General features: G+C 69.9%; 20 protein-coding genes and 2 pseudogenes. 6 read left to right on the top strand and 16 right to left on the bottom strand.

The window, feature by feature from the left end; all coding sequences use genetic code 11:
• Window positions 1-15: 15 nt before the first annotated feature.
• Complete coding sequence (gene gnd, locus ACFY9I_RS00860; protein ID WP_390995683.1) at window positions 16-894, bottom strand: phosphogluconate dehydrogenase (NAD(+)-dependent, decarboxylating); 879 nt, start codon at window positions 892-894, stop codon at window positions 16-18.
• A gap of 167 nt (window positions 895-1,061) precedes the next feature.
• Here gnd and ACFY9I_RS00855 point away from each other — a divergent pair.
• A pseudogene (locus ACFY9I_RS00855) lies at window positions 1,062-1,214 on the top strand (helix-turn-helix domain-containing protein); the annotation flags it as partial.
• Between the two features lie 136 nt (window positions 1,215-1,350).
• On the opposite strand, the gene opcA reads toward ACFY9I_RS00855, so the two are convergent.
• From opcA to tkt, 4 genes are read right to left on the bottom strand one after another with little or no spacing between them, the layout of a single operon-like run.
• On the bottom strand, window positions 1,351-2,289 hold the full coding sequence (opcA, locus tag ACFY9I_RS00850; protein WP_390994748.1) for a glucose-6-phosphate dehydrogenase assembly protein OpcA: 939 nt from the start codon (window positions 2,287-2,289) through the stop codon (window positions 1,351-1,353).
• The gene (gene zwf, locus ACFY9I_RS00845; RefSeq protein ID WP_390994745.1) at window positions 2,286-3,815 is read right to left on the bottom strand and encodes a glucose-6-phosphate dehydrogenase; all 1,530 of its coding nucleotides are present in this window, start codon (window positions 3,813-3,815) and stop codon (window positions 2,286-2,288) included. Before zwf ends, opcA begins: the two co-directional genes overlap by 4 nt.
• Entirely contained in the window at window positions 3,812-4,993 is a 1,182-nt protein-coding gene (gene tal / locus ACFY9I_RS00840; protein ID WP_390994743.1) for a transaldolase, read from the bottom strand. The genes zwf and tal overlap by 4 nt, the downstream gene beginning before the upstream one ends.
• Window positions 4,994-5,012: 19 nt before the next feature.
• A complete protein-coding gene (tkt, locus tag ACFY9I_RS00835; protein ID WP_390994740.1) occupies window positions 5,013-7,064 on the bottom strand; it encodes a transketolase in 2,052 nt (683 codons plus the stop codon).
• A 134-nt stretch (window positions 7,065-7,198) separates the two neighbouring features.
• Here tkt and ACFY9I_RS00830 point away from each other — a divergent pair, with 134 nt between their 5' ends.
• Window positions 7,199-8,086 (top strand): helix-turn-helix domain-containing protein, encoded by an 888-nt coding sequence (locus ACFY9I_RS00830; protein WP_390994737.1) that lies wholly within the window; start codon window positions 7,199-7,201, stop codon window positions 8,084-8,086.
• Window positions 8,087-8,143: 57 nt separating this feature from the next.
• On the opposite strand, the gene ACFY9I_RS00825 is transcribed toward ACFY9I_RS00830, so the two are convergent.
• The 5 genes and pseudogenes from ACFY9I_RS00825 to ACFY9I_RS00805 all read right to left on the bottom strand — a co-directional run bounded on the left by ACFY9I_RS00825 (window position 8,144) and on the right by ACFY9I_RS00805 (window position 12,107).
• On the bottom strand, window positions 8,144-9,532 hold the full coding sequence (locus ACFY9I_RS00825; RefSeq protein ID WP_390994734.1) for a carbohydrate-binding protein: 1,389 nt from the start codon (window positions 9,530-9,532) through the stop codon (window positions 8,144-8,146).
• 529 nt (window positions 9,533-10,061) lie between these two features.
• Window positions 10,062-10,235: a hypothetical protein gene (locus ACFY9I_RS00820; protein WP_390994731.1), complete on the bottom strand. Its 174-nt coding sequence runs from the start codon at window positions 10,233-10,235 to the stop codon at window positions 10,062-10,064.
• Window positions 10,236-10,527: 292 nt separating this feature from the next.
• A pseudogene (locus ACFY9I_RS00815) lies at window positions 10,528-10,659 on the bottom strand (SGNH/GDSL hydrolase family protein); the annotation flags it as partial.
• 127 nt (window positions 10,660-10,786) lie between these two features.
• Complete coding sequence (locus ACFY9I_RS00810) at window positions 10,787-11,677, bottom strand: IclR family transcriptional regulator C-terminal domain-containing protein (RefSeq protein ID WP_390994728.1); 891 nt, start codon at window positions 11,675-11,677, stop codon at window positions 10,787-10,789.
• Between the two features lie 4 nt (window positions 11,678-11,681).
• On the bottom strand, window positions 11,682-12,107 hold the full coding sequence (locus tag ACFY9I_RS00805) for a MarR family transcriptional regulator (RefSeq protein ID WP_390995680.1): 426 nt from the start codon (window positions 12,105-12,107) through the stop codon (window positions 11,682-11,684).
• Between the two features lie 218 nt (window positions 12,108-12,325).
• Here ACFY9I_RS00805 and ACFY9I_RS00800 point away from each other — a divergent pair, with 218 nt between their 5' ends.
• From ACFY9I_RS00800 to ACFY9I_RS00785, 4 genes are all read left to right on the top strand, one after another.
• Window positions 12,326-13,243, top strand: a complete 918-nt coding sequence (locus tag ACFY9I_RS00800; RefSeq protein WP_319242418.1) for an SDR family oxidoreductase — start codon at window positions 12,326-12,328, stop codon at window positions 13,241-13,243.
• An 11-nt stretch (window positions 13,244-13,254) separates the two neighbouring features.
• Window positions 13,255-14,133, top strand: a complete 879-nt coding sequence (locus ACFY9I_RS00795; RefSeq protein WP_060882688.1) for an amidohydrolase family protein — start codon at window positions 13,255-13,257, stop codon at window positions 14,131-14,133.
• Window positions 14,134-14,195: 62 nt separating this feature from the next.
• Window positions 14,196-15,704 (top strand): long-chain-fatty-acid--CoA ligase, encoded by a 1,509-nt coding sequence (locus ACFY9I_RS00790; RefSeq protein ID WP_390994723.1) that lies wholly within the window; start codon window positions 14,196-14,198, stop codon window positions 15,702-15,704.
• Between the two features lie 14 nt (window positions 15,705-15,718).
• The gene (locus ACFY9I_RS00785; RefSeq protein WP_390994721.1) at window positions 15,719-16,174 is read left to right on the top strand and encodes a MaoC/PaaZ C-terminal domain-containing protein; all 456 of its coding nucleotides are present in this window, start codon (window positions 15,719-15,721) and stop codon (window positions 16,172-16,174) included.
• Between the two features lie 73 nt (window positions 16,175-16,247).
• On the opposite strand, the gene ACFY9I_RS00780 is transcribed toward ACFY9I_RS00785, so the two are convergent.
• The 6 genes from ACFY9I_RS00780 to ACFY9I_RS00755 form a co-directional block, all read right to left on the bottom strand.
• Entirely contained in the window at window positions 16,248-17,975 is a 1,728-nt protein-coding gene (locus ACFY9I_RS00780; protein ID WP_390994718.1) for a PHP domain-containing protein, read from the bottom strand.
• Between the two features lie 23 nt (window positions 17,976-17,998).
• A complete protein-coding gene (locus ACFY9I_RS00775) occupies window positions 17,999-19,843 on the bottom strand; it encodes a LamG-like jellyroll fold domain-containing protein (protein WP_390994715.1) in 1,845 nt (614 codons plus the stop codon).
• 61 nt (window positions 19,844-19,904) lie between these two features.
• Window positions 19,905-22,871 (bottom strand): glycoside hydrolase family 2 TIM barrel-domain containing protein, encoded by a 2,967-nt coding sequence (locus ACFY9I_RS00770; RefSeq protein ID WP_390994712.1) that lies wholly within the window; start codon window positions 22,869-22,871, stop codon window positions 19,905-19,907.
• Complete coding sequence (locus tag ACFY9I_RS00765; protein WP_390994709.1) at window positions 22,868-23,707, bottom strand: ABC transporter permease subunit; 840 nt, start codon at window positions 23,705-23,707, stop codon at window positions 22,868-22,870. Before ACFY9I_RS00765 ends, ACFY9I_RS00770 begins: the two co-directional genes overlap by 4 nt.
• A 12-nt stretch (window positions 23,708-23,719) precedes the next feature.
• Entirely contained in the window at window positions 23,720-24,676 is a 957-nt protein-coding gene (locus ACFY9I_RS00760; RefSeq protein ID WP_390994707.1) for an ABC transporter permease subunit, read from the bottom strand.
• Window positions 24,676-25,962: an extracellular solute-binding protein gene (locus ACFY9I_RS00755; protein WP_390994704.1), complete on the bottom strand. Its 1,287-nt coding sequence runs from the start codon at window positions 25,960-25,962 to the stop codon at window positions 24,676-24,678. Before ACFY9I_RS00755 ends, ACFY9I_RS00760 begins: the two co-directional genes overlap by 1 nt.
• Window positions 25,963-26,052 lie beyond the last annotated feature (90 nt).

The following is a 26,052-nucleotide window of genomic DNA, read 5'->3' as shown; positions in this document are numbered from 1 at the left end:
GGGGCCGGGGGGACGCTACTTCGTGGACTCCACCGCGTGCCCGCCGAACTGATTGCGCAGCGCGGCGATCATCTTCATCTGCGGCGAGTCGTCCTGACGCGAGGCGAACCGGGAGAACAGCGACGCGGTGATCGCCGGCAGCGGCACCGCGTGGTCGATGGCCGCCTCCACCGTCCACCGCCCCTCACCGGAGTCCTCGGCGTAGCCGCGCAGCTTCTTCAGGTGCTCGTCCTCGTCGAGCGCGTTCACGGCGAGGTCGAGCAGCCAGGAGCGGATGACGGTCCCGTCCTGCCAGGAACGGAAGACCTCACGCACGTCCGTGACGGAGTCCACGGTCTCCAGCAGCTCCCAGCCCTCGGCGTAGGCCTGCATCATGGCGTACTCGATGCCGTTGTGGACCATCTTGGAGAAGTGCCCCGCGCCGACCTTGCCGGCGTGGACATAGCCGTACGGCCCCTCCGGCTTGAGCGCCTCGAAGATCGGCTGGAGCCGCTCGACGTGCTCCTTGTCGCCGCCGACCATCAGGGCGTAGCCGTTCCGCAGGCCCCACACGCCACCCGAGACACCCGCGTCGACGAAGCCGATGCCCTTCTCGCCCAGTTGCGCCGCGTGCTTCTCGTCGTCCGTCCAGCGGGAGTTGCCGCCGTCGACGACCGTGTCACCCGGCGACAGCAGCTCCGCCAGCTCGTCGATGACCGACTGGGTGGCGCCACCGGCGGGGACCATCACCCAGATGGTGCGCGGCCCGTCGAGGCGCTCGACCAGTTCGGCCAGACTGCCCACGTCGGAGACGTCGGGGTTGCGGTCGTAGCCGATGACGGTGTGGCCGGCGCGGCGGATCCGCTCACGCATGTTGCCGCCCATCTTGCCGAGACCGATCAGGCCCAGCTGCATCGCGGTCATCGTGTCTCTCCTTCGTGGATACCCCCGGCTTCAGCCGGGGGAGGAAACGAAGCTCCTGCGGAGCAGGGCAGGAAAAGCCGGTTCGCCGCCAGGGCGGACCGGCATTCACTTCCAACTACCCGCAGTCCGTCACAAACTGAGGCGGTAGTAAGTGAACCGTGCAGACCACCCACGTGAAGCGGGCGTCCAAGTACCGCTTCTGCCCGGCCGATGCGCAGGCAGCCGAGCTGTCGCGCACGTTCGGGCGCGTGCGCAAGGTCTACAACCTGGCCCTCGCAGCGCGCACGGAAGCGTGGACGCGGCAGGAGCGTGAACACCTTGTGCTCGTACAGCGATCAGCTGCCCCAGCACCGAGGGGGTCAGCTCCGGCGCCGGCAGTGGAGCATCGGGCCCGCGCGACGGTCCTCCGGCTCCGCCCACTCGGGGCGGCGGTTCAGCCGGGGTGTGTCACTCATGCCCGGCCTTCTCGTCGGTGGTCCCGCCGCCGCGCAGGGCGATCTCGTACATCTCGTCGGCGTCGAGGCGCCGCAGCTCCTCGGCGATCAGTTCGGAGGTGGCGCGCACCTTCAGGGCGAGGGTGCGGGACGGCTGCCCCGGCAGGGTGAGCGTGGCCAGCGGGCCCTCGGGACGGTCGATGACGATCTCACCCCGCACGGTGCCGAGGCGCACACCGGTCACGACCGGGCCGGCGGTCAGGACGCGCTCCACGGCCACCCCGAGGCGCGCCTCCAGCCAGCGGGCCAGCAGTTCGGCGCTCGGGTTGTCGGCCTCGCTCTCCACGGCGGCCGAGGTGATGGTCTCCTTGGCCTGGTCGAGGGCGGCCGCCAGCATCGAACGCCACGGCGTCAGCCTGGTCCAGGCGAGGTCGGTGTCCCCGGGAGTGTAGGAGGCGGCCCGTTGGTCGAGCGCGGCGAGCGGGTTCTCCACGGCGTACATGTCGGTGATCCGGCGCTGGGCGAGCGCGCCCAACGGGTCCTTCGCCGGGTTCTCCGGCGCGTCCACCGGCCACCACACCACCACCGGCGCGTCCGGCAGCAGCAGCGGCAGGACCACGGAGTCGGCGTGGTCGGACACCTCGCCGTACGTCCGCAGCACCACCGTCTCGCCGGTGCCCGCGTCGGCGCCGACCCGCACCTCCGCGTCCAGGTGTGACTTCGTCCGGTCCTTCGGCGTGCGGGCGTGGCGTTTGATGACGACCAAGGTCCGCGAAGGGTGCTCGTGCGAGGCCTCCTCGGCGGCCTTGATCGAGTCGTACGCGTTCTCCTCGTCCGTCACGATCACCATCGTGAGGACCATGCCCACCGCGGGCGTGCCGATGGCCCGGCGGCCCTGCACCAAAGCCTTGTTGATCCTGCTTGCCGTGGTGTCCGTCAGGTCGAATTTCATGGCCTGCGCCAGCTCCGTCCGTCTCGTGCGAGCATCTCGTCCGCTTCCTCGGGGCCCCAACTGCCCGACGCGTACTGCGCGGGCCTGCCCTTCTTGGCCCAGTACTCCTCGATCGGGTCGAGGATCTTCCAGGACTCCTCCACCTCCTGATGGCGGGGGAAGAGGTTCGCGTCGCCGAGGAGCACATCAAGGATCAGCCGTTCGTACGCCTCCGGGCTGGACTCCGTGAACGACTCGCCGTACGCGAAGTCCATGGTGACGTCCCGGATCTCCATCGAGGTACCCGGCACCTTGGAACCGAAGCGCACGGTCATCCCCTCGTCCGGCTGTACCCGGATGACGACGGCGTTCTGTCCCAGCTCCTCGGTGGCCGTGGAGTCGAACGGGGAGTGCGGGGCGCGCTGGAAGACGACCGCGATCTCGGTGACCCGGCGGCCGAGCCGCTTGCCGGTGCGCAGGTAGAAGGGGACGCCCGCCCAACGACGGTTGTCGATGCCGAGCTTGACCGCAGCGTAGGTGTCGGTGGTGGAGGACGGGTCGATGCCCTCCTCCTCCAGATAGCCGAGCACCCGTTCGCCGCCCTGCCAGCCGCCCGCGTACTGGCCGCGCACGGTGTGCCGGCCCAGGTCGTGCGGCAGCCGCACGGCCCTGAGCGCCTTCAGTTTCTCGGTCAGCAGCGACTCGGCGTCGAAGGCCGCCGGTTCCTCCATGGCGGTCAGGGCCAGCAACTGCAGCAGGTGGTTCTGGATGACATCACGGGCCGAGCCGATGCCGTCGTAGTACCCGGCGCGACCGCCGATGCCGATGTCCTCGGCCATGGTGATCTGCACATGGTCGACGTAACTCCGGTTCCAGATGGGCTCGTACATCTGGTTGGCGAAGCGGAGCGCCAGGATGTTCTGGACGGTCTCCTTGCCCAGGTAGTGGTCGATGCGGAAGACCTGCTCCGGGTCGAACACGTCGTGCACGACCGCGTTCAGTTCGCGCGCACTGGCCAGGTCGTGGCCGAACGGCTTCTCGATGACCGCGCGCCGCCAGGAACCCTCGGGGGGACTGGCCAGCCCGTGCTTCTTGAGCTGCTTGACGACCTTCGGGAAGAACTTCGGCGGCACGGAGAGGTAGAACGCGAAGTTGCCGCCCGTGCCCCGCGAGGCGTCCAGCTCCTCGACGGCCTCACGGAGCCGCTTGAACGCCTCGTCGTCACCGAAGTCGCCGGGGATGAACCGCATCCCCTCCGCGAGCTGCTGCCAGACCTCCTCACGGAACTCGGTGCGCGCGTGCTCACGGACCGCGTCGTGGACGATCTGCGTGAAGTCCTCGTCCTCCCAGTCCCGGCGCGCGAACCCCACCAGTGAGAAGCCCGGCGGCAACAGGCCGCGGTTGGCCAGGTCGTACACGGCCGGCATCAGCTTCTTGCGGGACAGGTCACCGGTCACCCCGAAGATGACGAGCCCGGACGGGCCCGCGATCTTCGGGAGCCGTCGGTCGCCCGGGTCTCGCAGCGGGTTGAGCCACTCGGCGGTCATTCCCCATCAACTCCCTTGCTGTTCAACGACTTCGCCACCGCGTCCAGCAGTTCCTGCCACGCCGCCTCGAACTTGGCGACGCCCTCGCTCTCCAGCAGCGTCACGACCTCGTCGTAGGAGACGCCGAGCGCCTCCACGGCCGCGAGATCGGCGCGGGCCTGCGCATAGCCGCCGCTCACCGTGTTCCCCTGGATGACACCGTGATCCGCGGTCGCCTCCAGCGTGGCCTGCGGCATCGTGTTGACGGTGCCCGGCGCGACCAGTTCGTCCACGTACAGGGTGTCCTTGTACGCCGGGTTCTTGACACCGGTCGAGGCCCACAGCGGACGCTGCTTGTTGGCCCGTGCGCCCGCGAGGGCCGTCCAGCGGCTGCCGGGGTGGGAGGAGTCCACAGCGTGGCCGAACACCTCTTCGTACGCCTCGTAGGCGAGCCGCGCGTTGGCGAGCGCCGCGCGGCCCCTGAGGGCGAGGGCCTCGTCCGTGCCCAGCAGGGTGAGCCGCTTGTCGATCTCGGTGTCGACGCGGGAGACGAAGAAGGAGGCCACGGAATGGATCGCGGACAGGTCGAGGCCCGCCGACTGCGCCTTCTCCAGGCCCGCCAGATAGGCGTGCATCACCTCGTAGTACCGCTCCAGCGAGAAGATCAGCGTGACGTTGACGCTGATGCCGAGGCCGATGACCTCGGTGATCGCCGGGAGGCCGGCCTCGGTCGCCGGAATCTTGATCATCACGTTCGGGCGGTCCACGAGCCAGGCGAGCTGCTTGGCCTCGGCGACGGTCGCCGCCGTGTCGTGGGCCAGCCGGGGGTCGACCTCGATGGAGACCCGGCCGTCCCGGCCGGCCGTCGTGTCGTACACCGGGCGCAGGACGTCGGCGGCGGCGCGTACGTCGGCGGTCGTCATCATCCGTACGGCCTCGTCCACCGTCACTCCGCGCACGGTGAGGTCCTTGAGCTGGTCCTCGTAGCCCTCGCCCGAGCCGATGGCGGCCTGGAAGATGGACGGGTTGGTCGTCACGCCGACGATGTGCCGCTTCTCGACGAGCTCCGCGAGATCGCCGGAGGAGACGCGCTCGCGGGAGAGGTCGTCGAGCCAGAGGGAGACGCCCTCGCCGGAGAGGCGCTTCAGGGGGTCCGTGACGGTGGTCGTCCCGGCCGTTCGGGTGGTCACAATGATCATCTTCCTTCAGGCGCTCGCATCAACCGCGGACGGCGACAAGTGATTCCCGTGCGGCGGTGACGACGTTCTCGGGGGTGAAGCCGTACTCGTCGAACAGGGTCTGCGCGTCGGCGGAGGCGCCGAAATGCTCCAGCGAGACGATGCGGCCGTGGTCACCGACGTACCGGTACCAGGTCAGACCGATCCCCGCCTCGACCGCCACGCGGGCCTTCACGGACGGCGGCAGCACCTTCTCCCGGTATTCGCGCGGTTGTTCCTCGAACCACTCCACCGACGGCATCGACACCACCCGCGTGGCGACCCCCTCGGCCTCCAGCCGCTCGCGCGCGGCGACGGCCAGCCGCACCTCGGAGCCGGTGGCGATCAGGATCACGTCCGGCGTACCGGTCGAGGCCTCCCGCAGGATGTGACCGCCCTTCGCGGCATCGGGGTTGACCTCGTACGTCGGCACGCCCTGGCGGGTGAGCGCCAGACCGTGCGGCGCGGGGTTCGTGGCGTGCCGCCTGAGGATCTCGGCCCAGGCGATCGCCGTCTCGTTGGCGTCGGCCGGGCGGACGATGTTCAGGCCGGGGATGGCCCGCAGGGAGGCCAGGTGTTCGACCGGCTGGTGGGTCGGGCCGTCCTCGCCGAGACCTATGGAGTCGTGGGTCCAGACGTAGGTCACCGGGAGCTGCATCAGCGCGGAGAGCCGTACGGCGTTGCGCATGTAGTCGGAGAACACCAGGAAGGTGCCGCCGTAGATCCGGGTGTTGCCGTGCAGCGCGATGCCGTTCATCTCGGCGGCCATGGAGTGCTCACGGATACCGAAGTGAATGGTCCGGCCGTACGGGTCGGCCTCCGGGAGGGGGTTGTCCGCCGGGAGGAAGGACGACGTCTTGTCGATGGTGGTGTTGTTCGAGCCGGCGAGGTCCGCGGAGCCGCCCCACAGCTCGGGGATCACCGCCCCAAGAGCCTGGAGCACCTTGCCGGACGCGGCCCGGGTCGCCACGGACGTGCCCTCCTCGAAGACGGGGAGCGCCCGCTCCCAGCCCTCGGGCAGCCGGCCCGCGACCACCCGGTCGAAGAGCCGGGCGCGTTCGGGGGAGGTGGCCCGCCACTCGGCGATCCGCTTGTCCCAGGCGGCGTGCGCCTCGGCGCCCCGGTCCAGGGCCCGGCGGGTGTGGGCGAGGACGTCGTCGGCGACGTCGAAGGTCTTGCCCGCGTCGAAGCCGAGGACCCGCTTGGTGGCGGCGACCTCGTCCGCGCCGAGCGCCGAGCCGTGCGAGGCCTCGGTGTTCTGGGCGTTCGGGGCCGGCCAGGCGATGATCGTGCGCATCGCGATGATCGAGGGGCGCGAGGTCTCCTCCCGTGCGGCCAGCAGCGCGTCGTACAGGGCGTGCACGTCGATGTTGCCGTTGAACGCCGGCTCGATCCGCTGCACATGCCAGCCGTACGCCTCGTAACGCTTCAGCACGTCCTCGGAGAAGGCCGTGGCCGTGTCGCCCTCGATGGAGATGTGGTTGTCGTCGTACAGGAAGACGAGATTGCCGAGCTTCTGATGGCCCGCCAGCGAGGAGGCCTCGGCGGAGATGCCCTCCTCCAGGTCGCCGTCGGAGACGATCGCCCACACGATGTGGTCGAACGGGGACTCGCCCACCGGGGCGTCCGGGTCGAACAGACCGCGCTCGTAGCGGGCGGCCATCGCCATGCCGACGGCGTTGGCGACCCCCTGGCCGAGCGGACCCGTGGTGGTCTCGACCCCGGCGGTGTGCCCGTACTCCGGATGACCCGGCGTCTTCGAACCGTGCGTCCGGAACGCCTTGAGATCGTCCAGCTCCAGCTCGTACCCGGCCAGGTACAGCTGGGTGTAGAGGGTCAGCGAGGTGTGGCCCGGAGAGAGGACGAAACGGTCGCGGCCGGTCCATTCGGGGTCGGCGGGGTCGTGGCGTATCACCTTCTGAAAGAGCGTGTACGCGGCGGGCGCGAGGCTCATCGCCGTACCCGGGTGTCCGTTGCCGACCTTCTGCACGGCGTCGGCGGCCAGCAGGCGGGCGGTGTCGACGGCGCGCCGGTCGAGTTCTGTCCAGTTCATCTTCAAGAAGTCCTCGATGAGACGGCGGAATTGCTCTGACGTCTTCAAAACTAAAAGTCTGACTTTTATGGGGCGAGGTGGCGGTGTGCCAGCCTTCGGTGAAACTGGGACACCGACGACGCGACGGCGAGGACATGACGGACAGAGACTTCCCGGACGGCGACCGGATCAAGACCTTCCCGTTCCCCGTCGACCGCGGCCTCTCCGGCGTCGGCATGCGGATCGGCCCGATGGGCGGCCGGGGCCCCTGGCACGCGCACATACCCCTGGAAGGGGTGCACCGCATCGACTTCCACGTGGTGATGCTGTTCGACGCAGGCCCGGTTCGCCACATGATCGACTTCACCGAGTACGAGGTGGGCGCGGGCGAACTGCTGTGGATTCGGCCGGGGCAGGTGCATCGCTTCTCACGCGCCGCCGAGTACCGCGGGACCGTCCTCGCCATGCAACCGGGCTTCCTGCCCCGCACCACCGTCGAGGCGACCGGCCTCTACCGCTACGACCTGCCGCCGCTGCTCCGCCCGGACGCGGCCCAACTCGCGGGCCTGGAGGCCTCGTCGGCCCAGCTCGAACGCGAGTACGTCGACACCGTCACCCTGCCGTCCGGCCTCCACACCGCGGTCCTGCGGCACTCCCTGACGGCCTTCCTGCTGCGCCTGGCCCATCTCGCCGCCGGCTCGACGGAGGAGGAGCACAGGCTCGACGAAACCACCTTCACCCGCTTCCGGGACGCCGTCGAGCGGGACTTCGCCACCAACCACAGCGTCAGCGCCTACGCCGACGCCCTCGGATACTCCCGCCGCACCCTCGTCCGCGCGGTCCGCGCCGCGACCGGGGAGACCCCCAAGGGCTTCATCGACAAGCGTGTCGTCCTGGAGGCGAAGCGGCTGCTGGCCCACACGGACCTGCCGATCGGCCGCGTCGGCGCGGCCGTCGGCTTTCCCGACGCGGCGAACTTCTCCAAGTTCTTCCACCTGCACGCCGGGACGACGCCGGTGGCCTTCCGGGCGGAGATGCGGTGACACACGGCGAGGGGCGGACTCCACCGTGCGGAGCCCACCCCCTGGCCGAACCGACTGTCAGCGGCCGAAGTTGAACCAGTTCACGTTCACGAAGTCCTGTGGCTGACCGCTGGTGAAGGTCAGATAGACGTCATGGGTGCCGGTGACCCGGCTGATGTTGGCGGGCACCGTCCGCCAGGACTGCCAGCCACCGGTGGTGCCGATCGAGAAACTGCCGATCGGTGTGCTCGTCCGACTGTCGAGTCGCACCTCCACCAAGCCGCTCACCCCGGAGTTGGCGCCGGAGGCGACGCGCGCGACGAACTGGGTGGCCGCGGTGGAGCCGAAGGCCACGTTCTGGAAGAGCGCCCAGTCGCCGTTGGCCAGGGAACCGATGTTCTGGCCGCCGCCGGTGTCGGTCGTGGTCTCGGTGAGGGTGCCGCTCTGGCTGTTGTACGACTCGGCCTGGATGGCGCTGTACGCGTCACGGGTGCCCGTCGGCGGCGGAGTCGTGGTGCCCCCGCCGACCGACAGCACCTGCACGTAGTCGACGACCATCGGCACACCGGAGCGGGTGTCACCGTCGAGACCGCCGCCGAACGCGTCGGGGAAGGCGCCGCCCATGGCCACGTTCAGGATGACGAAGAACCCGTGGTTGGTGGCGTTGGTCCAGGTGGTCGCGTCGACCTGGTTCGCGTTGACCGAGTGGAACTGGGTGCCGTCGACGAGGAACCGGATCGTCTCGGGGGTCACCGAGCGGTCCCACTCCATGGTGTACGTGTGGAAGCCGGACTGGCAGGTCGTGTTGGGGCAGGCGGTGGAGTTGCCGATGCCGGTCGTCTCATTGCAGGGGCCGCCGGGGTTGGTACCGCAGTGCATGGTGGCCCAGACCTGGTTGCGGCCCTGCACGTTCTCCATGATGTCCAGCTCGCCGACGCTCGGCCAGTTCTGGTAGTTGCCCCGGTAGGGCGCGCCCAGCATCCAGAACGCCGGCCAGTAGCCCTCGGCCGCCGTCCCGGTGACGTTCGGCATCTGGAGCCGGGACTCCACGCGTAGTTTGCCGCCCGCCGGAGGCTGGAAGTCGGCGCGGTTGGTCTCGATCCGGCCCGAGGTCCAGCGGCCGGCCGAGTCGCGCAGCGGGGTGATGCGCAGATTGCCGTTGCCGTCGAGCGAGACGTTGTTGGTGCTGTTCGTCATCGTCTCGACCTCACCGGTGCCCCAGTTGGCGGGCCCACCGGGGTACGAAGTGCCGGTGGCGTACTGCCAGTTGGCGGTGTTGACGCCGGTGCCGGCGGCGCCGTTGAAGTCGTCGACGAAGACCTGGGTCCAGCCGGCGGGAGGCGTGGGCGCCGCGCCCTGGGCGGTCGTCGCCCACGCCGTCGCCAGCGCCACGGCGGCGGCCATGGCGAGCAGTGCGCGCCGGAGCGGTCGACGACGTCTGACGGGTGTGCCGGAGGTTTCACTCATGGCGGCCTCTTCGGTGTACGGAGTGAAATGCACGGGTGGGGGGGAGGAGCGGGAGCGCTCCCGGAGTCCCGTCCTGAGAGCGCTCTCAGATGAAGAGCGTGCGGCCAATGTGCGCTCCGGCGCTGCGGCCGTCAAGAGTTGTAGCGGAGAAAGTCGGTGCGGGTGTGCAGAGTTCACCCTGTGAAGATCGGCCTCGGTCGAACGGTGAGGCGTCCACGGATTGAGATGACGGCCGGTCGGCCCCGGCGGAGAGGGGCTCTGCGTCCTCGGCCGACGGGCGGCCTCCCGCGGCGGACGCGGACGGCCGGGGCTTCGGCCGTTCCGGGTTCACCGAGAGCGCCGCGTCCCAGGCCACCGCCACGAACGCGTCGTCCACGGGCAGCGCATGGGGCGGACCTCCGCCGCGGGTGCGGGTGCGGGTGTTGGGGTGTGAACGAAGGTTCTCTGGTCGAATGTGTGACCTTTGCCGGTGGTGGTCGTTGGGCGGGGAGAGGAGGCATCGGGTCGGTGTGGGGCGGGTGCCGATGCGCTACGGCATGGGGTACGGCCCGAACGGCGGCCAACTGCCCAATACCCGTACCTGTGCTGGGGAGGCTGGGGCGGCTCCCTGGTCCTGGTCGACCTCGACGCCCGGATGGCCGTGGCGTATGTGATGAACCAGATGGTCGATGACGGCGGACTCGGCGACGTACCGGGCGTTCATGATCCTCGCGGCCGTGTACGAGGCCCTGTCGGCCTGACTTGACCTGGCTGGACCTGACCTGACCCGAGCCGACGGCTGAGCCGCAGCGGCGACGGCGGCGCGACCGTGGCCGTGGCCGGAAGCGTCGCTGACGAGGGCGCGGGGCCGCTGCCCGGGAATCCGCCACGCGGGAGGTGAGCCGCCCTCCACGCCGGTCGTGGTCGCCGCCCGCACCCCCGCGCAGCGGCCGAAGTCGTCGTCCCCGCGGACGACCTCGGCTACGGCGAACTCATCCCCTACGGCCAGGACCTGAGGCCTTACGGCCGCGCACCGCGAGGTTGGCGTAGAGCAGGCCGGGGCTGTGGCGGGCGACCTGCTCGGCGAGCCGGTCCGCCCAGCCCCGAAGACCACGGACGTCGTCGCCGTCCCCGAGCCCCTCGGGCACAGCCCACGACTGGACGCCCTGGCCGCCGAGGGCCTGTGCTTCACCGACCCCTACTCGGTCACTCCGGTCCGCGCCCCTTCCCACTGCCCCCTGCTCACCGGACCGCACAGCGGCCACGCCGGCAAGATCAGGAAGGGGCAGTGCCCCGGCCCGGAATCAGCGACCCGCGGCGCCGGGGTTCCTCCGGCTGCCACCCCAGGGCCCGCGAGATTCCACGCGCCGCCACCCGGACCGCGGGGGTCAACACCGGTACCTGCGCGTCGGCCTGGGGCACCACGACCGACACGGCGGCGACCACGGCCCCGCCCGGACCGCGTACCGGGGCGGCCACCGACAGCGCGTCCTCGGTGACCTGACGGCTGCTCACCGACACACCCGTACGCCGTACCTCGGCGAGGACGCGTCGCAACCGGGACCCGTCGGTGATGGTGTACGGCGTGAAGGAGGCCAGCGGCCCCTGGCAGTACTCCTCCTGGGACGAGGGATCGCCGTACGCGAGGAGCGCCAGGCCCACCCCCGTGGCGTGCAGCGGCCAGCGGGCGCCCACCCGGATGTGGACGCCGACCGCCGAGCGTCCGGAGAGCCACTCGATGTACACGACCTCGTCGCCGTCGCGCACGGCGAGCTGCACGTTCTCGTGCGTCGCCTCGTACAGGTCCTCGAGGTAGGGCAGCGCGATCTGGCGCAGCGCCAGCCCGCGCGGGGCCAGGGCCGCGACCTCCCAGAGCCTGAGCCCCACGTGGTAGAGGCCGGACGTGTCGCGCTCCAGCGCGCCCCACTCGGTGAGGGCGCCGACCAGCCGGTGGGCCGTGGTGAGGGTCAGCCCGGCCCGGCGGCTGATGTCGGTCAGGGAGAGCGCCGGGTGGTCGTGGTCGAAGGCGGCCAGCACGGCGAGGAGCCGGTCGGGGGCGGAGCGGGCGGCCCTCGGCGGCGCGGCCGGCGAGGATGCGGCCCCCGGCGGCGCGGTCTGTCGGGGCACGGCACCCGGCGACGGCAGCGCGTCGGTGGTCATCGGCATGGCGTCACCCCAGTCCGGCTTCGGCGACCTTCTGCAGCAGCACATGGAGTGTCTCGCACTCGGCGGCGTCGAGGGGCTCGAGCAACTCGTTCGTGACGCGCTGTCCGGCCTCGTCGGTGTCGCGCAGGAAGGACCGGCCGTCCTTGGTGAGGACGATGATCCGGCTGCGGCGGTCGTCGGGGGAGGGGCGCCGCTCGGCGAAGCCCAGCTTCTCCAGGTCGTCCACCAGGCCGACGATCGCGCTCGGGTCATAGCCGAGTGACGCGCTCAGCTCGCGCTGGAGCGCGCCCGGGGAGGTGGCGAGGAAGCGCAGCAGCGCGTAGTGGCGCAGCCGCAGGCCCGACTCCTGCAGGGACGAGTTGAACAGTTGCCCGGACCGCAGACCCAGGCGGTACAGCAGATAGCCCGTGTCCGCGTGCAGCCCGCGCATCCACGGCTCGTGCGCGTCGATCGAGGCGGCGTCCTGAGTCTGCTGGCGGGCGATGGCGGGCTCCCTGGTGGCTAGGGCTGTGCGCCGAGCGAGGGGGCGGCGCGTACGTACTGCCCCCAGCATGACGCAACGCCCGGGGAACAACAACTATTGACGTCAACAACTATTGCTCTTAACTTCGATTTCGAAGCAGCACCGCCACTCGAAGGGACCCACTCGTGCCCAGCATCGATCTCACCGGCAAGGTCGCCGTCGTCACGGGCAGTGGCCGTGGCCTCGGCCTCGCCTACGCACAGGCCCTCGCCGCCGCCGGCGCCTCCGTCGTCGTCAACGACATCGACGAGGCCGTGGCCGAGGCGGCCGTGAAGTCCATCACCGAGGCGGGCGGCAAGGCCGTGGCCGAGGTCGTCCCGGTCGGTACGACCGAGGCCGCCGACCGGCTGGTGGGCCGCGCGGTGGAGGAGTTCGGGCGCCTCGACATCCTGGTCACCAACGCGGGCATCCTCCGCGACAAGGTGCTGTGGAAGATGTCCGACGACGACTTCGACGCGGTGATCACCACCCATCTCAAAGGCACCTTCACCTGCGCCCGCGCCGCCGCGATCCGTATGCGCGAGCAGGGCGAGGGCGGCTCCCTGATCCTCGTCGGCTCCCCGGCCGGCCAGCGCGGCAACTTCGGCCAGACCAACTACGCCGCCGCCAAGGCCGGCATCGCCGCCTTCGCCCGCACCTGGGCGATGGAGCTGGGTCGCGCCAACATCACCGTCAACGCGATCGTCCCGGTCGCCGCCACCGCCATGACCGAGACCATTCCGGTCTTCGCCCCGTACGTGGAGGCCCTGCGCGAGGGCAAGCCGTTCCCGGACTTCCTGCGCAAGGGTGAGGGCTTCGGCACCCCCGAGGACTGCGCGGCCCTGATCCCGTTCCTCGCCTCCGAGGCGGCGCGCGGTGTCACCGGCCAGGCCATCGGCATCGGCGGCGACAAGGTGGCACTCTGGTCGCATCCGCAGGAGATCAAGACGGCGTACGCGAACGGCGGCTGGACCCCCGAGGCCCTCGCCGACGTCTGGCCGACCTCGCTGGGCGCCGAGCCGCAGACCGTGGGCATCCCCGCCCCGAAGATCCCGGAGGCGTGATGACCCTCTCCATGAACGTCGAGGAACTCGTCGCGATCGACGTCCACACCCACGCCGAGGTGTCCTCGAAGAAGGGCACGTCGTCGCTGGACGACGAGTTGCACGACGCCTCCTCCGCCTACTTCAAGGTCGAGGGCAAGCGCAAGCCCACCCTGGAGGAGACGGCCGCCTACTACCGCGAGCGGAAGATGGCCGCCGTGATCTTCACGGTGGACGCCGAGTCCGCGACCGGCACCGAACCCGTCCCCAACGAGGAGGTCGCCGAAGCGGCCGCCGCCAACGCGGACGTGCTGATCCCCTTCGCCTCCATCGACCCCTTCCGCGGCAAGGCCGGCGTCAAGCAGGCCCGCCGACTGGTCGAGGAGTACGGGGTGAAGGGCTTCAAGTTCCACCCCAGCGTCCAGGGCTTCTTCCCCAACGACCGCGCGGTGGCGTACGCCCTGTACGAGGTCATCGAGGAGACGGGCACCATCGCCCTGTTCCACACGGGTCAGACGGGCATCGGCGCGGGCGTTCCGGGCGGCGGTGGCATCCGCCTGAAGTACTCCAACCCGCTGCACGTGGACGACGTCGCCGCCGACTTCCCGCATCTGAAGATCATCCTGGCGCACCCCTCCTTCCCCTGGCAGGACGAGGCGCTGGCCGTGGCCACGCACAAGCCCGGTGTGCACATCGACCTGTCCGGCTGGTCGCCGAAGTACTTCCCGCCGCAGCTCGTGCAGTACGCGAACACCCTGCTCAAGGACAAGGTGCTCTTCGGCTCCGACTACCCCGTCCTCACCCCCGACCGCTGGCTCGCCGACTTCGAGAAGCTGTCGATCAAGGACGAGGTCAAGCCGAAGATCCTGAAGGAGAACGCCGCCCGGCTGCTCGGACTGACGAAGCCATGAGCCAACGATGACGACACCGTGAGGGACACACCCCATGTGCAATGACGGACAGGGGCACAGACATGCGCAATGAGGGACTGGGGTCGTGGCCCGCCCGCCGTGCCCGCAAGACCCCCGGCCGTACCGCCCTGATCCACGGCGACACGAGCCTCACCTACGCGGAACTGTACGAGCGCACCACGCGCCTCGCCCACGCCCTGCGCGCCTGTGGCGTACGTCGAGGCGACCGCATCGCCTACCTGGGGCCCAACCACCCCTCGTACCTGGAGACACTGTTCGCCGCCGGCACCCTCGGCGCGGTCTTCGTCCCCCTCAACACCCGCCTCGCGGGCCCCGAGATCGCCTACCAGTTGGCGGACTCCGGGGCCAAGGCACTGGTGTACGGGCCCGGTTTCACCGGACTCGTCGCCGGGTTGCCGGGCGGCGAGACCGACGTGCGTACGTTCGTGGAGATCGGTACGGAGTACGAGGCGCTGCTCGCGGGGGCCGAGGCCGAGCCGATCGACCAGCCCGTCACCGCTGACGACACCTGCATCATCATGTACACCTCGGGGACGACCGGCCGCCCCAAGGGCGCGATGCTCACACACGGCAACATCATCTGGAACGCCGTCAACGTGCTCGTCGACCAGGACATCATCACCGACGAACGCGCCCTGGTCTCCGCCCCGTTGTTCCACACGGCCGGGCTGAACATGCTCACCCTGCCCGTTCTGCTCAAGGGCGGCACCTGCGTCCTGGTCGAGTCCTTCGTCCCGGAGGCCACCTTCGACCTGATCGAACGGCACCGGATCACCTTCATGTTCGGCGTGCCGACCATGTTCGACCAGGTGGCCCGGCACCCGCGCTGGGCCGACGCCGACCTGTCGTCGCTGCGGATGCTCTCCTGCGGCGGCTCCCCGGTGCCGACGCCGCTCATCGCCAGGTTCCAGGAGCGCGGGCTCACCTTCCTCCAGGGCTACGGCATGACGGAGGCGGCCCCCGGCACGCTCTTCCTGGACGCCGAGCACGCCGTGAGCAAGGCCGGTTCGGCCGGAGTCCCGCACTTCTTCAGCGATGTGCGGGTCGTACGGCCGGACATGACACCGGTCGGCGTCGACGAGCCCGGCGAGGTGGTGGTCCGGGGACCGCACGTCATGCCCGGCTACTGGGGGCTGCCCGAGGAGACGGCCGCGGTCTTCGCCGACGGCTGGTTCCGCAGCGGAGACGCCGCCCGGGTCGACGAGGACGGCTATGTCTTCATCGTCGACCGCATCAAGGACATGATCATCTCCGGGGGAGAGAACATCTACCCGGCAGAGATCGAGGACCAGCTCCTCGCCCACCCCGACATCGTCGAGTGCGCGGTCATCGGCGTACCGGACGACAAGTGGGGCGAGGTACCGCGTGCCGTGGTCGTGCCCCGGGAGGGCTGCGCCCTGGACGCCGACGAGGTACTGGCCTCGCTGGCCGGGCGGCTGGCCAAGTACAAGATCCCCAAGTCGGTGGTGATCGCGGAGGAGTTGCCGCGTACCGCCTCCGGCAAGTTGCTGAAGGCCCGGGTGCGCAAGCGCTACGGCATCGATTCTTAGACAAGGGACGACATATGAGCATCACCGTGAACGGCATCGACGAGCTCAAGAAGCTCGCCGGCAGCGACCTCGGAGCCAGTGAGTGGATCGAGGTCACACAGGAGCGCATCGACACGTTCGCCGACGCGACGGGTGACCACCAGTGGATCCACGTCGACCCGGAGAAGGCGGCACAGGGCCCCTTCGGGGCGCCGATCGCTCACGGCTACCTCACGCTTTCCCTGTTCATCCCGCTCTTCACCGAGCTGCTGGATGTCGAGGGTGTGTCGACGAAGGTCAACTACGGCCTGAACAAGGTGCGTTTCCCGTCGCCGGTGAAGGTCGGGTCGAAGATCCGGCTGGTGGGCAAGCTGGCATCGGTGGAGGACGTGCCCGGTGGGGTGCAGATCACCGTTGACGGCACGATCGAGATCGAGGGCGGGGCCAAGCCGGCGGCCGTGCTGCAGAGCCTCTCCCGCTTCTACGCGTAAGGGTTCGTGGGGAACCGCGCGTCCGTCGTGGCTGGTCGCGCAGTTCCCCGCGCCCCTTGAGGGGCGCTCCCGCTCAGCCTCCTACCACGTCCACGAAGATCGGGTTCGAGTAGAACCACGTGTCCGACCACGGGTCGCCGTCCCCCGGGGCGTGGGGGATCGGACCGTGCGGGTCGATGGACGCGCCCAGATAGCCCGTCCCGTTGCGCTTTCCGTCGCTGCCGCGCAAGCGGACGTAGAAGGACTCCTCGCCGGCCGTGAGCGGGATGCGCAGGGTGTACGTGCCCTCGCGTCCGCTCACGTCCTTCGTGTGGATCACCCTTGTGTCCGGGGCCTTCCAGGTGTCGCGGTCGGTCACCGGGCCGCGTACCGTGCCCCGGATGACGTCGACGTGACCCAACTCCGGGAGTTCTCCCCGGGGGTTGGGGCGGGACGCGGTCGTCACGGTCACCGTCAGCGTCAGCTTGTCCCCCTTGCGGGCCCGCAGGCTGCCGCCGAGGGTGACACCCCGGCCGAGGTCGCGGTCGCGGCGTACACGGACGTCGAGCCCGTCGAGCAGATGGCCGTGGTCGAGCCAGACGCGGCCGGCGCGGAGGCCCGCCATGACCGCGCGATAGCCGTAGCGGGTCACACCGACGTGGGTGCGGCTGAACTGGCCGGGCCAGAAGTCGCTGCCGGGCTGCGGGGTGTCGGTGTTCACCGGGTCGGGAAGCCTGCCGGTGTTGTCGAAGTTCTGGCCGGCCGGCCAGTCGCCGTTCCTCCAGGTGTCGAAGACGATCCGGTGGGCGTCCGAGTTGGTGGTGATCCAGAACGGCTTGCCCTCGGCCAGCAGGGAGTCCCAGAGGCCGCCGACCGTCGCCGTCGACCAGTCGAAACCGCCGTAGGTGAGGTACGCCTCCGCCGGGTAACCGGGCCAGGACTGGGCGGACGGCTTGTTCTCGTACTCGCCCCGGATCGAGGCCGTGCCACGCCAACCGGGGATCGCCGCGCCCTGGGCGCCGGGCGCGCCTTCCATGCCGATCATGATCTCGGGGGCGGCGTCCCGCCAGGCGCGCATCTCGTGCGGGGAGTCGATGCCGAGGCGCAGGGGATGGTTGGCGAGGACGAGCACGTCGTCGACGTACCCCGAACGTCGTTGTTGAGCCAGCCACTTGACCGCCTTGACAGCGTGCGCCTCGTTGCGTGCGGTGTCCGCGCCGCCGTCGGAACCGTCCGTGTAGTGCAGCAGCTTGCCGTCGTAGGCGCGCTCGAAACGGGTGAGGAGGTCGACCTCGTGCCGGCCGGGTGCGGTGAAGACCGTGCAGTGCTCGGCGGCCGGGATGTACCACTCCAGGCCCTGGAAGATGAGCTGACGCGGGTTCTCGGCCCGGGCCTTCAGGATCTCCCGGTGCTCCAGCGCGGCGCCGAAGTCGGCGTGCCCGAAGTTGGAGTGCTCGGTGAACACCATCCAGTCGAGGCCGTACTTCGCACCCGCCGCCGCGAGCTGGGAGAACGTGTACTTGGCGTCGTGGCTGTAGACGGAGTGGACGTGGTGGTCGCCGACCAGATAGGCGAGACGTGGGTCCTCGCCGCCGAGGTGCCGGGAGCCGGCGGAGTCGGTGGAGTCGGTGGACCCGGCGGAGGCGACCGCCGGTGCCGCCAGGGACCCCGTGGCGCCCATCGCGAAGGCGGCGCCGAAGAGGCCGGCGCCGCGCAGCAGTCCACGGCGCGACACGCCCTGCGCGTCGAGGTCGGCGGGGGAGACGGACGGATCGGCCCAGACGGGCAGCTGCTGCTCGTGCGTGTCAGGTGTGTCGGACATGGCTCCTGCGCTTCCTTCGCGTCTCAGTGGTTCATGAACGACTTGACGGGCAGCGCCCGTTCGACGATGCGGACGTCACCGAGGCGTCCGTGCAGGATCTGGTCGATCCTGCCGCCGTACTCGTAGCCACCGAGCAGCCACGGCAGGCCGACGGAGGTGATGCCGGTGGAGACCGCCTTCGGGTTGCGGACGACCGGGCAGCTCTCGACGTACAGCGTCGTGTGTTCGCCGTCGTTGACGACCGCGAGGTGCCACCACGTCTCCAGCGGTGTCTCCTGACCCCAGTTGGTGGCGATGCCCTGCTGGTTCAGCGGGCGCATGGCCCACTGCGGCTCCCGGTCGTTCGACAGGGACAGGGTGGCGAGCGGCTCGTCCGGGTCGTCGGCCGTCCTGCCGGCCGCGCCGCCCGCGCCGGTACGGCTGACCAGGCCCGACCAGGCGTGGTGGGCGGGGTCCCAGTCGGCGGGGAGGCGGTAGAACGCCTCGATGGTGTAACCCCGCTCGAAGGTCGCGGAGTTGAGCGGGGCGCCGTCCACCGTACGCAGATAGGCGCCTTTGAGCGGGGACTTGAAGCCCTGGAACTCCAGGCTGCCGTGGCCCGGCTGGTCGGGATGGTGGTCGGCGGACCAGCCCAGCTCGCCGCCGCCGACCGTGACCAGGGTGAGGTCGTTGCCGCGCCCGGAGCGGTCGCGGACGGTGCCGGTCACCGCCTGGTCGAAGCGCCAGTACGCCACCGTGCCAGGGATGAGCGTCTTGGAAACGGGCCGCTCAGCCCGCGCGGGCACCGGGTCGAAGCCGGCGAACCGCGTCTCGAAGTCGATCTCGACCGTGAACCGGTCGGCGTCACCTGAGAGTTCGATCTCCTGCCGCTCCAGCTCGTTGAGCCCCTCGGCCGCCCGGCCCATGATCCACGGGGAGATCGTCTCCACGTCGATGGTGTTCCGGTCGAGGTCGAAGCGGTAGAGGCGGATCATCGCCGCGCCGCCGAAGTACCGGTTCTGGTAGTTGGTGAGATGCAGGTGGACATCGTTGTCGGCGGCGTTCCTCCGGGTCGCCCGCGCCGCCGGCCAGTAGTGCCCGTTGAGGGTGAGGAAGATCTGGTCGTGGTCCTCGATCAGCTGATCCCACAGCATCTGGCCGTACGAGGAGAGGGAGTCGTCCCCGTCGACCAGTTCGTGCGTGGTGAGGACGACGGGCGTCCTCGGATGCCGGGCCAGCACGTCCTTCGCCCAGTCGAAGCCCTTCGGGGACAGCCGCCAGTCGAGCGCGAGCACCATCCACTGCCGGCCGCCGGCCTCGAAGAGGTGGAAGGAGTTGTAGCCGTCCGGGGAGGCGCCCCCGAACGTCGGCCTGCCCTTGAAGCGGTCGGGCCCGAAGACGTCCAGGTAGGGGGTGGGACCCCGCTGGTCGTCGGTGGACGGGCGCACGTCGTGGTTGCCCGCGAGGACGCTGTAGCCCACTCCCCGCCGGTCGAGCAGCCGGAACGCCTCGCCGATCGCCGCGCACTCCTTCTCGGCGCCGTTCTGGGTGAGGTCGCCGAGGTGGGAGAGGAAGACGATGTTCTCCTCCCGGCCCTGCTCCAACAGGTAGCGCAGGGACGCCTCGACGGGTGCCTTGTCGATGCTCGGCCCGTCGAAGAGGTACTGCGTGTCGGGCATCACCGCCAGCGTGAACCGGCGGCTGTCCGGATCGGGCCGCCACCGCGCGGCCGGGACGGGGGCCTCGCCGGCGGCCCGCGCGGCGCCGGTCGCCGCCGGGAGCACGGCTGCCGCCGCACCCATCAATGCGGTCGCCCGCAGGAAGTTGCGTCTGCCGGCGCCGGCCTGCGGTGCAGCCTCGTCCTGGTCGTGCTCATGCGAAGTACACACCTGTGCTCCGTGGGAAGGTCCGTGAGAGGAGAAGGAAGGGAGAAGGGGAGGGCGGGTGGGATCAGAGGGCGCGCAGTGTCCACGACCAGCGGTGGACTCCCGGCGGGACGAGGTACTCGGGCGAGGTGTCGGGCCCGCATGACGCCGTGCCCAGCCCTCGGTGCACCGCGTCGATGTGCACCACGCACCCCGGCCGGGGTGCCAGTTCGTCGTGGTGCGCGGCGGCGGCCAGGTCGTCGGCGCGATGGCGGGTCACCGAGACCTGCCGGGGCCGGTCCAGCCGTACGCCCAAGGTGTGCCGGCCGCCGCTGAGTGTGAAGTGCCGTACGCCGTGCCGGCCCCCGCTCTCCTGCGGCCGGAGGTAGGGGGTGAACAACTCGTCCACGGTGGCCGAGTGGTGGCCCACGGGCGCCCCGGCCGCACGGTCGGGATAGCTCTCCCAAGGGCCCTGCCCGTACCAGGCGAGGTGGTCGAAACCGTCGACGGTCTCGAACACCGTGCCGACGCGGGCCACGTCCGCCAGCTCCTCGGGCAGGACGACGCTCTCCTCGACGAGCACCCGGCCGTCCACCAGGGCCGTGAACGTCTGCTCGTGCTCGACGGCCCCGGCCCCGGTCAGCCAGCGCGACCGGACCCGCACGGTGGAACCCTTGCGCTCCACGGCCACCGGCTCGCGCTCGGCGCGGTCCAGGCCCCACGCGCGCCAGCCCTCGGCCATACCGCCGAGGACGTCGTTGTCGGTCGGCGCCCGCCACAGGCTGAGGAGTGGCGGGGAGGCGAGCAGCGGGTGCAGCAGCAGCCCGTCCTCGTCGGCCTCCGGCGGGGGGATGTGCCCGAGGTCGTCGTCGACGCCCACCACGGGTTCCCCCTCGTCCGCCGCGTACCACTGGATCTGCGGGGAACACACCGCGGTGCCGCGCGGTGCCCAGGGCTCGTCGGCTGCCGTCGTCACCCGCAGCGTCAGCCAGATCTCACCGGCCCCGCCCGGCACCTCGGGCCGGTCGATGACGGCCGAGCCACCGGGCGGTACGGCGGGCAGCTGGGCCGGCACCGTCCAGGTGCCGCCGTCGGCCGCCGCGAACTCCCACTCGGCGGCCAGCCACGACAGATCGCGGAAGTGCTGGCGGTTGTGCACCCGCAGCACCCGCCAGGTGCCCTCGCCCTCCACCGACAGCCGCACGGGGGCGGCGATCTCGCGGTGCTCGAACATCACCGGCTTGGGCGTGCGGTCGGGGAAGACCACCCCGTCGGCGATGAAGGCGCCGTCGTGGATCGTCTCGCCGAAGTCGCCGCCGTAGGCCCAGCGCAGGCCGGGGCCCGCGACCCCGTTCTCGTACAGTCCGGTGCCCCCACGCCCGGCCGGCCGTCCGTCGTTCACACGCTGGAGGATGCCGTGGTCCCAGAACTCCCAGATGAACCCGCCCTGAAGACCCGGGGTCGCCTCGATGGCGGCCCACGTGTCGGCCAGTGTGCCGTTGCTGTTGCCCATGGCGTGCGAGTACTCGCACTGGATCAGCGGCCGGGTCTGCTCGCCCGACAGCGCGTGCGCCACACAGTCCTCGATGGGCGCGTACATCGGGCAGGCGATGTCGGAGGCGTCGTCGGTGGCCGCCCAGTCCAGCTTCGCGGCCCCCTCGTACTGCACCGGTCGCGTCGGGTCGTGCCGCCGCAGCCAGCCCGCCGCCGCGTCGTGGTTGGCGCCGTAGTCCGACTCGTTGCCCAACGACCAGATGATCACCGACGGGTGGTTCTTGTCGCGCAGCACCATCCGGGAGACGCGGTCCACGAAGGCGCCCAGATAGCGCGGGTCGTCGGCGATCTCATGGGCGTGGTCGTGCGACTCGATGTCCGCCTCGTCGACGACGTAGAAACCGAGTTCGTCCGCGAGGTCGTACAGGCCAGGGTCGCCCGGATAGTGGGAGGTGCGTATCGCGTTGAAGCCGAACCGCTTCAGGGTGATCAGGTCCGCGCGCATGTCCTCGTACGACACCGTGCGGCCGGTGAGCGGGTGGAAGTCGTGCCGGTTGACGCCCCGGAGGTAGACCCGCTCCCCGTTGACCAGCAGGTCCCGGCCCCGGATCTCGACCTCGCGGAAGCCGACCCGGTGGTGGGAGGTGTCGGCGACCGTACCGTCGGCGCGGTGGAGGCGGACCGTGAGGTCGTACAGCTCGGGGGTCTCGGCGTTCCAGGTCCGCACCCCGGGGACGGTCGTGCCCAGCCGGGCCTCGCCGAGGAAGTCGGAGACCCGCTCGTCCTCGGCGTTGAGCCGGTCGAACTCGCGGTCCCGGACCAGCTCCAGGCCGTCCACCTCTCCGCTGACGTACCACCCGGCGGGCAGGGCGCCCGTCGCCGCCCCCGCCCCCGCCGCTGAGCGCACCCAACAGTCCACCCGCAACTCCCCGTCGCGGCGCGCCCGCACGGTCACGTCCGCGAGATACAGCGGATCGGTGGCGTACAGCAGCACCGAGCGGGTGATGCCGCCGAGCCACCACTGGTCCTGGTCCTCGATGTGCGAGGCGTCGGACCACTTGACCACCGTCAGCCGCACGGTGGCCTTCTCACCGGGGCGGACCAGACCGGAGAGGTCGAACTCGGCGGCCAGATGGGAGTCCTTGGAGATCCCGGCCGGCCGCCCGTTCACCTCGGCGAGCAGCACGCTCTCGGCGGCGCCGACCTGGAGGACGATCCGGCGTCCGGCCCAGTCGGCGGGTATGTCGACCTCCCGCTCGTACACACCGGTCGGGTTCTCGGCCGGCGACCCCGGCGGGAACTCACCCCACGGCATACGGACGTTGGTGTACTGCGGTGGGTCCTCCGCCACCTGGAGGGCCCAGGAACCGGGGAGCCGGGCCCAGGACCAGGCCGGAGCGGGTTCGTGATCGGGCGACGGCAGCAGCTGGAACCGCCAACGGCCGTCCAGCGACAGCGCCTGGGCGCGTCGGTCGACGGCGTTCATGGGAAGCCGCCCCCAGGAGGTCACCTCGGGTGCCTCCCAGGGGCGCAGGGCGATCAGGGGATCGCTCGTCATCCGCGGACGGCTCCCTTCGCGAGATCACCGATGATCTGCTTGGCGCCGATCGCGAACACGATCAGCAGGGGGATCAGGGCGAGCAGCGCTCCGGTCATCACGATGCCGTAGTCCGTGGTCCCGTGGGTGCCGTTGAGCTGGGACAGCGCCACCTGGAGGGTCACGTTGTCCGGATTGGTGAGGGCGATCAGGGGCCAGGCGAAGTCGTTCCACTGGCCCATGAAGGTGAAGATGCCGAGGAAGGCGAGGCCGGGGCGGACGACCGGGAGCGCCACGTGCCAGTACTGGCGCAGGAAGTTCGCGCCGTCGAGCCGGGAGGCGTCGAGGAGTTCGTCCGGGATGGCGCTCTTCATGTACTGGCGCATCCAGAAAATGCCGAACGCGTTGGCCGCGGCGGGGACGACCAGCGCGGTCATCGAGCCGATCCAGCCGATCTTCGCCATGAGGACGAACTGCGGGATGACCGACAGCTGCGCCGGCACCATGAAGATCACCATGAGCAGCCCGAAGAGCAGTCCCTTCCCGGGGAACCTGAACTTCGCGAAGACGAAGGCCGCCAGCGAGTCGAAGAACAGCACCAGGAAGGTCACCGACACCGCGACCAGCAGCGAGTTCCCCATCGATCCGAAGAAGTCGATGGCGTTGAACAGATTGCGGAGGTTCTCCAGGAAGTGTGTGCCCGGCAGCAGCTTCGGCGGGTAGGAGAAGATCTCCGACGAGCTGTGCGTCGACATGATCACGGCCCAGTAGAACGGGAAGGCCGAGATCACCGTGCCGATGATCAGCGGGAGGTGCAGCGCGATCCCTCTGCGGCGGGACCCCTTGATGGATGCCATGATCCAACCTTCCTAGTCTTCGCCCCGGCGCTGCACGAGGCGCCAGTTGATGATCGAGAAGAGGACGACGACGAGGAAGATGCCCCACGCCACCGCGGCGCCGTACCCGAAGTCGTTGTTGTCGAAGGTCTGCTGGAAGAAGTAGAGGACCATCGTCTGGCCCGAGTGCCCCGGACCGCCCGCGAACGTCGACTCGTTGGACGAGGTCTGGAGCAGGACCTGTGGTTCGGAGAAGCTCTGCAGACCCGTGACCGTCGAGACGACGAGCACGAACAGCAGTGTCGGCCGCAGCAGCGGCAGCGTGATGCGGAAGAACGTCTGGATCGGACCGGCGCCGTCCATGCGCGCCGCCTCGTACAGGTCGCCCGGGATGGTCTGGAGCCCGGCGAGGAAGATGATGGCGTTGTAGCCCGTCCACTGCCAGGTCATCAGGGCCGCGATGGTGATCTTGATGCCCCAGGGTGTGTTCAGCCATGCCACCTGGTCGAGGCCCACGCCCTCCAGCACGGCGTTCACCAAACCGAAGTTGGTGGAGAAGATCGAGCCGAAGACGATCGCGACAGCGACGACGGAGGTCACGTTCGGCAGGAAGTACGCGACGCGGTACAGGCCCTTGAAGCGGACCGCGGAGTTGAGCATCACGGCCGTGACCATCGCCAGGAAGATCATGGGGAAGGTGGCCAGCGCCCAGATGATCAGCGTGCTCCCGATCGAGTTCCAGAAGTCGCTGTCGCTCAGCAGGTACTGGTACTGCGAGAGCCCGGCCCACTCCATCGAGCCGAGGCCGTCCCAGCGGTGGAAGGACAGATAGAGCGAGAAGCCGACCGGGAAGAGCCCGAAACCCAGGAAGATCAGATAGAAGGGGGAGATCGCGGCGTAGAGGTGCCAGTACTTGCGCCACCCCTTCTCCGGCTGGGCCGGGGAGGGCGGCTGTGCCACGGCGGGCGGGGTTCGCTCGATGACGGCCATCAGTAGCTCACCCCCAGGTGCTTCGCGATGCGACGGCACTTGCTCATGGCGTCACTCCAGGCCTTTTCCGGGTCCTTGCCGAGGACGCCGACGTTCTTGATCTCGTCCTTGATGGGCTGTCCGAGCGCGACGTCGAACGGGCTGTTGTAAGCGACCATGATCTTCTGCGCGGCGGGCCCGAAGATGTCCGTCGTGACCTGGCCGCCGAAGAAGTCGTCCGGCTCCCGCAGTTGCTTGAGGTCGTACGAGGCAGGGGTGGAGGGGAACAGACCCGCATCGACGTAACCCTGGGCCTGGTTGGCCGCGTTGAGCATCCAGGTGATCATCTCGAAGGCCTGCTCCGGCTCCCTGCACGCCTTGGTGATCGACAGGAACGAGCCGCCGTTGTTGGCGGGCCGCACGGGCATCTGGGCGATCCGATACCTGCCCTTGGTCTTCGGCACACCGTTCTTGATGTCGAAGGTGGCCCAGGAGGCGCCCAGTTCGCTGGGCAGCTTGCCGCTCTCCTTGGCCGACAGCTGGTCCGGGGTGCCGCTGACGAGGTTCGAGACGATCCCCCGCCGTTTGGCCTCCACGGCGAGCGCCCAGGCGTCGCGGACGTGCTCCTGGTCTCCGATGAAGTGCTGGTCCTTGTCGACGTAGCGCTTGGCGCCCTGCTGCACGACGTTCTCGAAGACGGCGTTGACGTCGGTGAGCAGCTCGGTGCCCGGGATCCGCTTCTTGAGCTGCTCGCCCGCCGCGAAGAACTTCTCCCAGGTGTTCAACTCCTTCGACACGTCGTCGGGCTCGTACGGCAGCCCCGCCCTGCGGAACACGTCGAACTGGTAGAAGTGCGCGACCGGACCGCAGTCGATCGGGAAGCCGACCATCGTGCCGTCGTCGGCGATGCCCTGGTCCCACTTCCAGGACAGGTACTGACTCTTGTACTTCTCCGCGCCCAGCGTCCGCAGATCGACGAACTGGTCCGCGTTCGGCAGATAGGCGGCCATGTCCTCGCCCTTGAGTCCCGCGATGTCGGGGATGTGGGCCCGGCCGGTGATGGTGGTGATCAGCTTGGAGCGGTACTGGCCGCCGATCTGGATGGGCCGTAGGTCCACGGAGCCGTCGTAACGCGCCTTGGCGTTCTTGACGACGGTGTCGCTCAGGCCGCCGCTCCAGTACCACAGCACCATGTTCCGGCCACTGGAGCCGTACGGCACGGCGCAGCCGGACGCCAGGCCGCCGAGCGCCGTGGCGGCCGTACCGGCCAGGCCCGCGCGCAGCAGGCCTCTTCGTGAGAGCCGCAACGCTCCCACCGCCTTTCGGATCTTTTCGACGTACGCGTTCGACGTACGAGGTGGATCAGGGGGACCAGCAAGGAGATGTGGGGGAGGGGT

Source organism: Streptomyces sp. NPDC012510 (genome assembly GCF_042955065.1).
Taxonomy (GTDB): Bacteria; Actinomycetota; Actinomycetes; order Streptomycetales; family Streptomycetaceae; genus Streptomyces.
Note: the sequence above shows the minus strand (reverse complement) of the source record. Positions and strands in the feature narration are given on the sequence as shown.

Coding starts and splice junctions, on each gene's coding strand:
- gnd (WP_390995683.1), bottom strand. CDS start 894: ATGCAGCTGGGCCTGATCGGTCTCGGCAAGATGGGCGGCAACATGCGT.
- opcA (WP_390994748.1), bottom strand. CDS start 2,289: ATGAAATTCGACCTGACGGACACCACGGCAAGCAGGATCAACAAGGCT.
- zwf (WP_390994745.1), bottom strand. CDS start 3,815: ATGACCGCCGAGTGGCTCAACCCGCTGCGAGACCCGGGCGACCGACGG.
- tal (WP_390994743.1), bottom strand. CDS start 4,993: ATGATCATTGTGACCACCCGAACGGCCGGGACGACCACCGTCACGGAC.
- tkt (WP_390994740.1), bottom strand. CDS start 7,064: ATGAACTGGACAGAACTCGACCGGCGCGCCGTCGACACCGCCCGCCTG.
- ACFY9I_RS00830 (WP_390994737.1), top strand. CDS start 7,199: ATGACGGACAGAGACTTCCCGGACGGCGACCGGATCAAGACCTTCCCG.
- ACFY9I_RS00825 (WP_390994734.1), bottom strand. CDS start 9,532: ATGAGTGAAACCTCCGGCACACCCGTCAGACGTCGTCGACCGCTCCGG.
- ACFY9I_RS00820 (WP_390994731.1), bottom strand. CDS start 10,235: ATGAACGCCCGGTACGTCGCCGAGTCCGCCGTCATCGACCATCTGGTT.
- ACFY9I_RS00810 (WP_390994728.1), bottom strand. CDS start 11,677: ATGCCGATGACCACCGACGCGCTGCCGTCGCCGGGTGCCGTGCCCCGA.
- ACFY9I_RS00805 (WP_390995680.1), bottom strand. CDS start 12,107: ATGCGCGGGCTGCACGCGGACACGGGCTATCTGCTGTACCGCCTGGGT.
- ACFY9I_RS00795 (WP_060882688.1), top strand. CDS start 13,255: ATGAACGTCGAGGAACTCGTCGCGATCGACGTCCACACCCACGCCGAG.
- ACFY9I_RS00790 (WP_390994723.1), top strand. CDS start 14,196: ATGCGCAATGAGGGACTGGGGTCGTGGCCCGCCCGCCGTGCCCGCAAG.
- ACFY9I_RS00785 (WP_390994721.1), top strand. CDS start 15,719: ATGAGCATCACCGTGAACGGCATCGACGAGCTCAAGAAGCTCGCCGGC.
- ACFY9I_RS00780 (WP_390994718.1), bottom strand. CDS start 17,975: ATGTCCGACACACCTGACACGCACGAGCAGCAGCTGCCCGTCTGGGCC.
- ACFY9I_RS00770 (WP_390994712.1), bottom strand. CDS start 22,871: ATGACGAGCGATCCCCTGATCGCCCTGCGCCCCTGGGAGGCACCCGAG.
- ACFY9I_RS00765 (WP_390994709.1), bottom strand. CDS start 23,707: ATGGCATCCATCAAGGGGTCCCGCCGCAGAGGGATCGCGCTGCACCTC.
- ACFY9I_RS00760 (WP_390994707.1), bottom strand. CDS start 24,676: ATGGCCGTCATCGAGCGAACCCCGCCCGCCGTGGCACAGCCGCCCTCC.